Origin of the sequence: Corallococcus exercitus (genome assembly GCF_003611585.1) — a bacterium.
Lineage (GTDB): Bacteria > Myxococcota > Myxococcia > Myxococcales > Myxococcaceae > Corallococcus > Corallococcus exercitus.
The window spans coordinates 1-12,068 of the sequence record NZ_RAVW01000306.1; the positions used below are offsets into that span (position 1 = coordinate 1).

A 12,068-nucleotide genomic window follows, 5' to 3' on the forward strand; every position below is an offset into this window, starting at 1 on the left:
TCCGCCAAGGCCAGCGCTTCTCTGTCGGGCGCCTTGAATCGCGGCGTCGGGTCCTTCGGGATGCGCCGCCTCGGCTGCTTCGCTGGCGGGCAGGGCCGTCCTGCCTCCTGCTTCATCTGCTCTCTACCCTCCCCCCAGCCCCCCTTATTTCGCGCAACCCTCCTGTCCGACAGGTTTCCGCAGTTCGGCTGGAACGGACGCCTCCCACGCTGCGGTTCTCCGAACCCGTCCGACAGTCAGACAGGTTTCCACGGCTCGGCGGACGCGGACGGCCCCACGCTGCGGTTCTCCGAACCTGTCCGACAGTCGGACAGGTTTTTGAGGTTCGCCGCGGACGGGGCCAGGCAGGGTTTTCTCCTCACGCTTGGGGACAGACTGCGTGTCCGAAGGAGCGGGAACGGTTGATGCAGGTCGCCTGATGGTCATGGCCTGGGCTCGGACGGACGCGGTGGGCCGCTGACCTGGAGATGCGGGGCTGCTCTCACGGAGGCATGGGCCTTGCGTATGCCATCCGGTCCTTGTTCCCGTGTGCCCTGAAGCCGAGCGGGCTTTCGCGGTATGACGGCGCCGATGACGGAGCCCCGGGCCTTGCGGTGGGGGCTGGGTGTCGTCCTGGGCGTGCTCGCGCTCCAGGCCTCGCGCCTCGCACTGCACAAGGCATTCAGCATCGACGAGTTCCAGTACGCCCACGCCGCGTGGCTCATGGCCCACGGGCAGGTGCCGTACCGCGACTTCTTCGAGGTCCACTTCCCACTCGTGTACCAGGTGCTGGCGCCGCTGTTCCGGCTGCTCGGGGATGATCCGCGCAACGTGCTCGCCCTTCGCGCGGCGATGCTGGTGCCGCTCGCGGGGGCGTGTGTCTCCGTGTTCCTCCTCAACCGGCGGGAGGGGAGCATCGCCGCGCTCCTGGCTCCGGTACTGCTGCTCTGCACGCCCGGCTTCCTCCACTTCGCCACGGAGGTGCGCCCGGATGCCCTCACCGCCGCGCTCTTCCTGGGCGCCCTCGCGGCGCTGGCCGTGCAACCCGGCTCCGTCCGTTCATCGTTCCTGGCGGGCGCGCTGCTCGTCGCCTCCGCATGGGGCTCCCAGAAGGCACTCTTCTTCGGCGGGCTCGTGATCGCGGTGCTCCTGGTGGACTTCCTGGTGCGCAGGGGCACTCCGCCCACGCTCATCGCCGCGCCTCGTGCCTTCTTCGTGGGCATCGCCACCGCGACGGGAGCGGTGGCCGCGTATCTCACGCTGACAGGCTCATGGGGCGCATGGTGGCAGTGGTGCTTCGTCTGGGCCTCCGAACATCAGCGCCACTACCCGGGCTTCTCGTGGCGCGAGTACCTGGTGCCGGCCCTGGGCGAACAACCCGCGTTCTTCGTCCTCGCCGCCGTCGGGTTCAGCTCCACGTTCTTGCGCTTGCTGAAGCACCCGCGCACCCCGGACCTGCTCCTGTTCGTGGCCGTGCCCGCGACGTTCGGTGCCTTCGCGCTCCAGCGCGCCCCGTTCCCGTACAGCCTGCTGCCCTTCCTGGGCGTGCTCGCGCCCTTCGCCGCGCGCGGCGTCCTGTCCGTGCTCTCCGTGCTGCGCACCCCGGTCTGGCGCACCGTGGGGCTTGCTGGGCTTGGCGGTCTGTTCGCCGTTCAGGCCGCTCAGGTGGAGGCCTTGCTGGACGGTGGCGGCAATGCGCGGCAGTTCGAGGTTCTTGCTCGCATCGCGGCGCTCACGGGACCGGAGGATGTCGTCTACGACAACTCGGGGGGCTACGTGAGCCGGCCGCATGCCCACTTCTACTTCTATACGGACGCGTATCTGCGAGGCTCGCTCGCGGGCCTGCTGTCCACGGAGATGCCTCGGGCGCTCGTGGAGCAGGGCTGCGTTCTGCGCGTGGACGACCTGCGCACCTCCGGCCTGCCTCTCGCGCTTCGCCGCTTCCTTGATGCGCACTACCAGCCCCATGACGGCGACCTGTATCTGTGGGGCCAGCGCTACCGCGTCCCCACGGACTCCGGCGCCCTGGAGGATCACTTCCTCGCGGTGCGCGCCGACCGGTACTTCGTCCAGCCCGCGAGTACGCTCGATACCGGCGCGCTGTTCATCGACGGCCAACGCATCACCACGCCTGAGTTCACCCTGTCCCGGGGCGAGCACCGCGTTCGCTACGAAGGGCGAGCGGAGGCCTTCCAGCTTTTGTGGCTGCCTCGTGACGCGAAGCGCTGGACGCCGCGTCCGGGAGCACCGGCCACGTACTCGCGCCTGTTCTGATCACACGCCGAGGGCAGGCGAGCCAGCGTGGGGCCAGCCTTCCGGGATGACCGCACTGTCGGCCTGGATGTCCGCCGCGGCCCCTCCATCCTGAAATCAACCGTGGGCACGGCTCCGGGTCGAACTTCCCTGTGCAAGGGCGATTCCTACTGTGCCTGGGCAGGATGGTTCGCTGGGGAGGTTGTCGTGGCTGAAGATGATTCGGGGCGGAAGCGGAACCGTGCGCCCATTCCCTCCCAAGGCGTGATGTCGCTCCTGGATCGCTGGGTTTCTGACCTCGAACGGGATGCGCCCTTCTCAAGGAAGGATGCGCCCGAGCCACATCCGCGCAAGCCTGGCTCCTCTCCACGCGACGGAGCGGATCCGCTCATGGATCCTGGGCCTGACGCTCGCGCGGCCCGGGAGCAGGTGCGTCCGCGTCGCCCGGGCTCCGATCCTTTCGCCGGACCGAGCTCCCGTGAAAGGACGCCGCGGCACGAACGCTCCATCCCCTCGCGTGCGGTCAGGGAGGAGAGGCGGCCTCCGCGTCCCGGAGCAGGGCCAATCGCTGAGCCGAAGCCGCGCGCGGTGCGCGAAGAGAGCGATCTCCAGGAGGATCCATTCAGCGAAGAAGAACTCCACATCTCCGGTGCACCTGGGCGCGCAACCCGTGATGTGAACCGCCCCTCCCGCTCCGGAGCGGATCCGTTCAGGGAGCCCGAAGCGGCATCCGTTCGCACGTCCCGTAAAGAAGGCCGCCCCTTGCGCTCCGATGCGGAGCCATTCCGGGATCCCGAGGTGGCATCCGTTCGCGCGTCCCGTAGAGAAGGCCGACCCTCGCGCACCGGCGCGGCTCCATTGCGGGAGCCAGGTGGTGGGGCCGTTCAATCGGCCCACGAAGAAGGCCGCTCCTCGCGCACCGGCGCGGACGCGCTCAGGAGGCCAGAGGGCGGGCCCATTCATTCGGCCCGTGATCTGAACCATTCGCGCTCCGGTGCGGACGCGCTCAGGAGGCTAGAGGGCGGGCCCGTTCATCCGGCTCGTGAGCCGAACCATTCGCGCACCGGCGCGGACGCGCTCAGGGGGCCGGAGGGCGGAGCCGTTCATCCGGCCCGTGAGCCGACCCATTCGCGCTCCGGTGCGGACGCGCTCAGGGAGCCAGAGAGCGGGGTCGTTCATCCTGCCCGTGCGCCGAACCATTCACGCTCCGGCGCGGATCCGTTCCGTGAGCCAGGGAATGCATCCGCTCACGCGTCCCGTGAGGAGGACTTCCACCTCCGCGCCGGAGCCGATCCCTTCACCGAACCACTGCCTCGCGACACGGAAGCCCAGGTCTCGCCCTTCCGCGCGGCCCGGGAGGAACTCCGCATCCAGGGGCCCGTGGTCACCTTTCCGGATGGCGCGAGGATCGTCCTGGGCAACGAGGGCGGCAGGCCCATCCATCGCGGCACCGTCGCGGTGCGCGGCCCGTGCGCGCCTTCGCGTGAGGACCTCGTGGGGCTCGGCCTGACGGAGCCCCAGGCCCGTGCGTTGGAGTTCGTCCTCACCTGGTTCGGAAGCCCGTTCGACTCCGTCACCTCGGAGCCCCAGTCCAGCGGCGAACCCCGCTGGGGCGCCTGGCCCCTGTCGGGGCCCATGCTCATCACCGCGCTCGCGCACTGGAAGCAGCGCGAGCCCGAGGCGTTCGACGCGCGGCTGGGGCGGCTGGGCCTCGAGGCCACCCCGGCGCAACCGCCTGAACCCGCGTCGCTGCGCCTCCTGGGCTCCAGGAGCACGGCCCCCAGCGAAGGACGGGAAGCCCTGTCCCTGTTCGCCGAAGACCCCCGGTTGCTCGCGGCGCTCGCCCAGGCCGGCCGGGAGCGCGGCGCCCAACTGGCGCAGCTGGAGACCCTCGTCACGCAGGTGCTCCGTCCCGTGCTGGCCTCCTGCACCCAGGACGCGCCCGGCGACAGCGCCTTCTCCTCGGCCCGCACGCTGGCGCTGCTCTTCCACGCCGAGCTGCGCTTCGGCCATCGGGGTGTCACGCGGCTCATGACGTTCGCACGCGAGCGGCCGGAGCCATCCGTCGCCGGGGAGCAGGCGGGCGAACGCTTCGCGGAGGACCTGCGCGCCACGGGCCGCTCGCGCGAGGCCTCCGAGGTCTGGCGCATCCTCACCACTCCCGAGCTCGCGGACCCCGCCTAGCGCACGCCATGCGGACGCCCCTTCCACCCGGAAGCCATGTCCTGCTCGTGGTTCCCGGCCCAGGCGCACGGAACCACGTCCTGGCCGGGGAACTCATCATCAACGGGCAGCGCTACCACCTGGTGCCCGCGGAGCCCTCCGCGAACCCCACGGCGGAGCCCGCGTCCGACGTGCGGCTGCTCACGTCGCGCGAGCTGCAGGTCGTCTCCTGCGTCTGCGCGGGCTGGGGCAACAAGCAGATCGCCACGAAGCTCCACATCAGCACGTGGACCGTGGCGGCCCACCTGCGGCGCATCTTCGTCAAGCTCGGCGTGGACACCCGCGCGGCCATGGTGTCGCGCTGCCAGGGCGCCGTGGCCCTACCACCGGCTCCCTGAGGGCCCGCGCGCCGGCGGCGCCACGCTCTGGCGCAGCCCCAGCACGAGCGCCACGTTCGCCTGGGGCCTGCACACCAGCCGGACGCACTCCCCCGGCGCGATGAGCAGCGGCGTCATCCCGGGCCCATGCCCCGCGACCTTGCTGTCCGAGTGCACCACCACCCCCACCGTGATCACCCCCGGCCGCCGCGAGGGCCCGAAGCGGTAGTCCAGCGGACACACCGCCACCAGGTCCCCCAGCCGGAGCGCGTTCAGCCGGTGCCTGCGCACCAGCCGCGCATCCGACAGCTGGATGTCCAGGTCCCCCAGCACGCCCTCCGAACGCCCGAACCCCGAACCCATCAGCTCCGCCGGCACCGTGTGCGTCACGGGGATGATCAGCCGCCCCCGCTCCGTCCGCACGCCCCAGCGCCGCAGCAGCCGGGGCGACAGGTTCAGCGCTCGCACCTGGGGAAAGTCCGGCAGCTCCAGGCCCTGGCCATACGCATCCAGCTGCACCTTGTCTCCAATGCACAGCCGGCGCTTCACGGCGGGAGTGAAGTCCACGATGACGTGGTTGATGCCGCCGTGCTTGCCCACCACCGTGCCCACGGCGCCCGTGACGGGGCCGCTCGTCACGCGCGCGCGGTTGCCCACGCACGCCTGGAACATCAGCGCCCGGTTGGAGCCGCCCTTCGCGCCAACGTCGTCGCGCCCCGTGTTGTGCAGCGACACCCCGGCCTCCATGTGGTCCGCCGCCAGCCCCACCGCGCGGTCGCCCACGCGCCGGTTGAGCGCGATGCCGCCGCTGCCGGGCAAGAGCCGCAGCACCCCGTCCCGGCCAATGCGGTAGGGCGACACGCGCACCACGGGATGCGACACCTGGCCCGCCACCGCGGAGGCCACCAGCCGCGACTCGTTGGTGCGCGGCGCCGAGGCGGCCCCCATGCCCGCCTCCATCAGGGGATGCAGCGGAAGGTCCATGCCGTGCCTCCCTTCCTCAGCGGAACGCCGGCGCGGGGCTGGTGATGCCCAGCGTCGTGCGCAGGGTGGGGGACACGCCACGGAACGAGCGACCGTCCGGCGTCATCCGGTACGCGGCGATCCACTCCTCGGCCACCGGGCCCAGCGGCATCACCTCCGTCTGGAAGTCCTTGAAGTCGCGCGTCTTGAACGGGTTGTCCGCGATGAAGTTGAGCAACAGGCGCCCCGCGTCCGCCATCTTGGAGCGCTGCGAAATCTCCCCCGTGCCGCCCAGGTAGCGCTGCGACACCACCTCGATGACGTCCCACTTGGTGTTCGCGTCGAAGGCCTTCTTGATGTCCGGCGTCTCCAGCGCGTCGAGGATGGTCTTGAGGTACTCGCCGACCTCCACCGTGAGCGCCAGGATGTTGCCGTAGGTGGCGCGGTCGATCTGCCAGCGGATGTCCGTGCCCAGGCGCTGGATGGTGGCCTGGCTCGCGAAGGGCCGCTCGTTCAGGTGCTGCGAGCCGCGGATGACCTCGCCAATGAGCAGGTCGCGGAAGTACTGCGCGATGGCGGACACGAAGGCGACGAACTCGCGGTGGAAGTTGCGGAACATCACCGCGCCCGGTGGTGTCGCCAGGCTGCCGTAGTTGAACGCGCGCCGGTACGCGAGCTGCCGGTCGCGCGGCTTGTAGCGCAGGGGCTGGTGCTTCTCCATGAGGTACAGCGCCCGAGCGCCGGGGCCCCGCTGGATGCGCATGCGCCCGTCATGGAAGAGGCGCAGGAGCGCGCCCGCCACCTGGAACACCTTCATCCGTTCGTGCTGGTAGATGTAATAGAGCTCCGCGGTCGCGTGGAGCTGCGTCTCGATGACGGACTCGTCGAAGTCCTGGACGAGCAGCGGCCGGCTGATGGAGTCGAAGGACGGCGCTCCGTCCTTGCCCAATCCCATCAGGTCCGAGAAGAGCGATGCCGTCGCGCCGTCGGAGGCGCTGGCGAGCAGCTCCTCCTCGCGGAGCGCGAGCTGCTTCTGGAGCTCCGTGCGCTGCTCATCCGACGTGACGTTGGCGAGGACTTCCCGCTTCCACTGCGAGAAGAGACGCTGAAGGGCTTCTGCCGTACCGATGCTCATGGCATGCCACCTGGGTCAATGACGTTGAGGGAAAGGGTTTCAGGCCTTCGCGCGAGCGCTCACGACTTGCGCGGGTGGCGGACGTGGCGGCGCGTGTGGCCCCCCGCCTTGGGGTAGCCGTTCACCGGCGTGGGCGGGCCGTCCGAGCCGTGGCGTTCCTTGCCGGCGATGATGCGCTCCACGGCCTTGAGCTGATCCGAGAACGCCTGCTCCAGCTGCCGGGCCAGCTCCGGCCCCTGGGCCTCCAGCTGCTGCTTCACGTCCGTCATGATGCGCGCCCGGCTCTCTTCGATGAGCGAGGCCACGGCGTCCATGCTGGCCCCGCCAGCCCTGGCTTCCGGCGCGGCGGAGGCGCGCACCTCCCGCTCGCCCGGCTCCACGTCCGGCCGGCGGGCCGCGGTGACCCCCGAGTTGATGCGCGGCTCCAGGTCCTTCTCGATGCGGTCCAGCGAGACGCGGATCGGCGGAGGCACCGTGAACGGCTCGCCGGTGTTGCAGTGCCCGCCCTGCGGGAAGCCGTACTTGTGGTTCCGGTCGTCTTCAATCTCCTCCGCCTGGCCCGGCGCCTCCTGGGTCAGCGTCTTCGCCAACTCCAGCGAGTCCTCCTCCAGGCCGCACTGCTCGCGGAGGAACGCGAAGTTCACGTTGAAGACGTCCACGTTCTCGTCCAGCTGCTCCAGCATCTCCGAGTGGAAGTCCACGCGGTTGCCGCCCGGTACGACGGCTTCGTCGTAGTCCAGCAGGAACAGGTCGATGATCCGGTCGATGTGGTAGAGCTTGCGGTCCAGCCGGGCCAGCTCCTTCCAGAACTCGACCGACGTGGACGGGTCCATCAAGAGGTCCTCGATGGCCTCCTGGACGTCATTGCGCTCGCGGAACTTGTCGTTCAGCTCCTGCTCCTTGCCCGTCAGGTCCCGGAAGGTCAGCGGGGTGGGGAGCACCAGGTTGAGCAGCCGCGCGCCGGCGTTGGGCCGGTCGAACGCGTCGATGAAGAGCGTGAGCGCTTCGGTGAAGGCGGCCAGGGGCGCGGAGGCTGCCTGGACCTTCGCGTTCAACGCGACGCCCCGGGTGCCGGAGCTGCTTCCGAAGGCGGTGGTGGACGTGTCCAGCAGGGTGCCGGCCACGTCCCGCAGGCGCCGCAACTGGATGAGCTCCACGGGCACCGCGGACGCGATGCCGCGCAGGTCATCCGACTGCCGGGGCGCGTTGTTCAAGAGGACGTCCAGCAGCCGCGACATGGCGTCCGGCCGGACGATGGAGCGCAGGTCGGACTGTCCCCGGGCGCGCAGCTGATCCAGCAGCTTGCCGTAGGACGCCTGGCCGTCACCCCAGTCGTCGTAGCCCTCCTGGATGGAGGTGGCGGTGAGCTGCTCCAGCGAATTGATGAGCGCCTCGCGGCGCTGGCGCAGGTCCTGGAGTGCGACCTGGAACACCGTGCCACCCTTGTCGAAGCCCGCGCGGAAGAGGGCCTCTCCGGCGAGGATGCGCAGGAGCGTGGCGTTGTCGTCGATGGAGGCCGCGAGCCGGCCGAACTCCTGGCTCACCCCGGGGTTGAGCATGCCCACGAGCCGCGCCACGCGCGCGCAGTCCCCCAGCTTGCGCACGGAATAGAAGGCCCGGTCGCGGGACACCGGATCCACCGCGAGGTTCGCCGCGGCCTCGCCTTCGTCCACCTCCGCGAGGATGGAGTCGCGCCAGCCGCACACCGGCTCCTTGAAGTCGCGGTTGGAGGCCAGGTTCACCGCGATGTCCAGGTCGTCCGCCAGCGCCTTGCGCTCCTGGCGGAACCTGCGCTGGCCCGGCGAGTCCATCGTGCCGGCCATCATCGCCAGGGTGGGTTCGGGCGTGGCCTGGAGGCGGATGGGCTGGCCACTGCTCTCATCGTCCAGGCGCGCGGCCGTGTTCGGATAGAGCTTGCGCAGCGCGTACACCACCGCCTTGGGATCACGCGCGTCGGACACCCCCAGCTGACGGCGCAGGAACTCGTCGAACTTCGTCTTCGCGTTCGAGGTCAGCGCCATGGATGCCGCGGGGCTCTTGCCCTTCATGTTCTCGTACATCGTCCCTCCCTTGAGGTCCTGTCATGCGGCCAGGGTGACGCCCACGCCCGGCATCCGCACATTCCGCGAGCCAAGCCTCACCAGATGATTGAGCACCGTCCGAGAGATCTGCTCGGGCGGGGCCAGCCTCCGTTCAAGCGCCTCGCGGCTGGCGCTCACCACGTAGCGCGGCGGCAGCTCCGGCGGGATGTGCCCGCGCGCCAGCGACTCCGCGGCCCGGTCGATGCGCTCCTGATCCGACGGCCAGAAGGGCACCACGTCCACCAGCGCGCGCTGCGCCAGGCCCCGGCGGGGCTGGAAGGCGATTTCATCCACCACGTGGGGGATGAGCCTTGGCGCCGTGGCCAGCAGCATCCGCGGGATGCGGGCGAAGGGCAGCTGCGAGCGGTACAGCCGGTTCCAGTTGCCGCACACGTCATGGGCCTGACGCTGGAAGCCCATGCGCCGGAGCATCTCCGCCTGGATGAACACCCGCAGGAACGGCGTGGGGTGGGCACTGAGCGGGTGGAACGTCAGCACCCGCGATGACGGGTACGCGAGGAAGTCCTTCATCGAATGCACCGACGCGGGCCCCCCGAGCAGGCACGCGATGAGGTCCGCGAAGATCTCCTTGTGCCAGCGGCCCCACAGGCGCGTGAGCCACGGGTTGCCGGTGGTGTTCAGCACCCGCCGCTGGAGCGCCGTCTCCGTCTCCTGCCAGATGCTCAGGTCCGCCTGCAGGTTGTGGCCGATTTCATGGAGGATGACCCCCATGCCCCACGGCGCCTCCACGCGCTCATAGGGCACGCGGATGAGCGGGAAGGGATTGCGCTCCCCGAGCAGCCGCCGCAGCAACACGCCGCGCCGGAAGGTGGCCGGGGAGAAGCCGTGCTCCAGGTAGGTGAGCGGCTTGAGCATGGGGCCCTGCAGCAGCCCCGGCGCGGCCTTCCGCACGGCCTGGAAGCAGTCCACCGCGATGGCGTCGCAGGCCGCCAGCGCGGGCGCGAACCGCGTGCCCCGCTGGCTGAAGACGTCGAAGAAGAGGCCGTAGGCGCGGCGGGCGCGGTCGATCTCGCGCTCCAGCAGCGCGTTGCGCTCCAGCACCTCATGGGGCTGGAGCGGCGCGCCGTGGAGCCGGCCGTTCAGGCGCGACAGGGCACGGCGCACGTCGCGGTCAATCTCCATGAGCCGCGCGTTCGCCGCGGCGAAGTGCGCGGTGGAGGGGGCATAGGGGACGTCCCGGGGCCGGATGCCCACGTCCTGCGGCGTGAGGCGCGACAGCCGCCCCGCCCGGAACGTGATGCTCTGGACCTTGGCCCGCAGGAACCGTTGAAGCGTGTCCGCCATGTGCCCGCCTCCCCCCTTCCGCTCACGCCACCTGACTCACCGCACGACGATGCGCACCGGCCCCCGCAGGGTGACGGTCCGCAGCCGGCGCAAGCCGGGGCCTCCCATCATGGGGTGCATCCGGCCGCGCTGACCGGGCCGGCGCAGGCCCGCGCGCGCGCGGAGCTGCCGCACGCCCGCGAGCGGCCGGGCCAGGCGGCGCACCACGCGAGGGTTGGAGATGACGCGCGTGCCGATGCGGCGGAGCATCCGCGGCACCGCCTGGGGGCTCGCGCCCTGCTGGCGCACCAGCCGCGTGACCTGGCGCACCACGCGCGTCACCGCCGGCAGGGCCCTCGGGCCGTAGCGCTGGCTGATGCGCGAGGCGAGCTGCGTGGTCATCTGGCCCACCGCCCGTCCCAGCGCACGGGCCTGCTGGGGATTCTGCCGGCGGCGCGCGGGAGACATCGTGTTGCGGACCACGTGCCGCGCCGCGAGCCCGCCCAGCACGCGGTTGAAGGCGTCCATGTCCTCGTCCCCGGCGTAGTCCCCGGCGGCGTCCGCGAAGGCGTCCATGGCGTCCGCGCGGAGCAGCCCCCCCAGGGTGCGGCCAATCTCCTGGCCCGCGATGCCGCCCAGCCGGGGCGCGGCCTGGCGGATGAGCCGCATGGCGATGGGCATGGCCCGGCGGCGGATGCGCTGGAAGGTGGGCCCGGCGATGGTGGCCAGCCGGCGCGCGCCGGCCCTCAGGCGGCGGAGGAACTCCTCCTCGTCCTGGGCGTCCATCGCGTCGGCGAAGGTGTCATCCAGGGCGGTGGGATTGTCCGTCTCGAAGCCCTCGCCCTCGAAGCCCTCCTCCATGCCCTCGGCCTCGAAGCCCTCGCCCTCGAAGCCTTCCTCCATGGTGGTGGGGGGCTCCGCCTCGAAGCCCTCGCCCTCGAAGCCTTCCTCCATGCCCTCGGCCTCGAAGCCCTCGCCCTCGAAGGAGTCCTCCATGGTGGTGGGGTTCTCCGTCTCGAAGCCGTCCTCCTCGAAGCCCTCGGCCTCGAAGCCTTCGCCCTCGAAGCCCTCCTCGCCCTCTGCCAGCAGGTCGGACATCTCATCGCCCTGGCCCGAAAACTCCTCCTCGAAAGGCTGCGGTTGCATGGGTACTCCTCCTTGTCCTGAAGACTTCATGAGTGGATGGGCCTGGGCGCGGCGGACGCTCACCGCTGGAGGCGTGAGCGGGGAGGCCCAGGCATGGCGAACGCTCGCCGCCAGAGACGCCGTGAAGGGATGGGCCTAGTAGGCGCGGCGGACGGCCGCGGCGCTGACGGCGGAGACGGGGATGCGACGCAGCACCTGCCGCCGCGCCAGCACCCGCCGCGCCGCCATGCGCGGCGGGATGACGCCCAACGTGGGCATCCGCACCGCGCGCGTGAGCACCCGGCGGCCCGCGCCCTGCACCACCCGGGGCAGGGCCCCGATGGCGCCACCGGGACCCCGCAGGCGCAGGCCCCGCGCGGCGAGCAGGGCGATGGCGCGCATCAGCCGCAGCCGCCGGCCCGGGGTGCCCGGCACCTGCTGCGCGAGCCGCATCAGGTGCTGCTCCAGGCCGCGCGTGCGCGAGCGCAGCACGCCCTGGGCGGCGGCACCCAGCGAGGTGCTCATGGGCACCGCCTGCCGGCTCACCATCCGCGCCGCGAGCCCCGCGCCCAGGGGCAGGGCCACGGCGGACGGCACCTGCCGCGCATCCGCCATGTCCGCGAGCGCATCCAGCGACGCGTCGTCGTCCGCGCCATCACCGCGCAGGATGGAGGACGCGATCCGGCCGCCCACGCCGGGAATCAACCC

At 71.1% G+C, this 12,068-nt stretch carries 8 protein-coding genes and 1 pseudogene; 3 read left to right on the forward strand and 6 right to left on the reverse strand.

Annotated elements, in window-relative coordinates; genetic code table 11:
• Positions 1-570 precede the first annotated feature (570 nt).
• The 3 genes from D7W79_RS29675 to D7W79_RS29685 all read left to right on the forward strand — a co-directional run bounded on the left by D7W79_RS29675 (position 571) and on the right by D7W79_RS29685 (position 4,793).
• Entirely contained in the window at positions 571-2,253 is a 1,683-nt protein-coding gene (locus D7W79_RS29675) for a hypothetical protein (protein ID WP_244222036.1), read from the forward strand.
• Between the two features lie 1,359 nt (positions 2,254-3,612).
• Positions 3,613-4,416 carry a hypothetical protein gene (locus tag D7W79_RS29680; protein WP_120528747.1) on the forward strand — a complete coding sequence of 268 codons (804 nt, stop codon included), beginning with the start codon at positions 3,613-3,615 and terminating at the stop codon, positions 4,414-4,416.
• Between the two features lie 47 nt (positions 4,417-4,463).
• Complete coding sequence (locus tag D7W79_RS29685; protein ID WP_244222037.1) at positions 4,464-4,793, forward strand: response regulator transcription factor; 330 nt, start codon at positions 4,464-4,466, stop codon at positions 4,791-4,793.
• Here D7W79_RS29685 and D7W79_RS29690 read toward each other — a convergent pair.
• The 6 genes and pseudogenes from D7W79_RS29690 to D7W79_RS29715 all read right to left on the reverse strand — a co-directional run.
• A complete protein-coding gene (locus tag D7W79_RS29690) occupies positions 4,776-5,756 on the reverse strand; it encodes a DUF4438 domain-containing protein (RefSeq protein WP_120528749.1) in 981 nt (326 codons plus the stop codon). The two genes, D7W79_RS29685 and D7W79_RS29690, sit on opposite strands and share 18 nt — an antisense overlap.
• 16 nt (positions 5,757-5,772) lie before the next feature.
• The gene (locus D7W79_RS29695; RefSeq protein WP_120528750.1) at positions 5,773-6,870 is read right to left on the reverse strand and encodes a hypothetical protein; all 1,098 of its coding nucleotides are present in this window, start codon (positions 6,868-6,870) and stop codon (positions 5,773-5,775) included.
• A gap of 59 nt (positions 6,871-6,929) precedes the next feature.
• Entirely contained in the window at positions 6,930-8,930 is a 2,001-nt protein-coding gene (locus tag D7W79_RS29700) for a hypothetical protein (protein ID WP_120528751.1), read from the reverse strand.
• 21 nt (positions 8,931-8,951) lie between these two features.
• A complete protein-coding gene (locus D7W79_RS29705; protein ID WP_120528752.1) occupies positions 8,952-10,256 on the reverse strand; it encodes a hypothetical protein in 1,305 nt (434 codons plus the stop codon).
• Positions 10,257-10,292: 36 nt separating this feature from the next.
• Positions 10,293-11,381, reverse strand: coding sequence for a hypothetical protein (locus D7W79_RS29710; RefSeq protein ID WP_120528753.1), 1,089 nt, complete (start codon positions 11,379-11,381; stop codon positions 10,293-10,295).
• A 135-nt stretch (positions 11,382-11,516) separates the two neighbouring features.
• Positions 11,517-12,068: pseudogene (locus D7W79_RS29715) on the reverse strand (hypothetical protein); the annotation flags it as partial.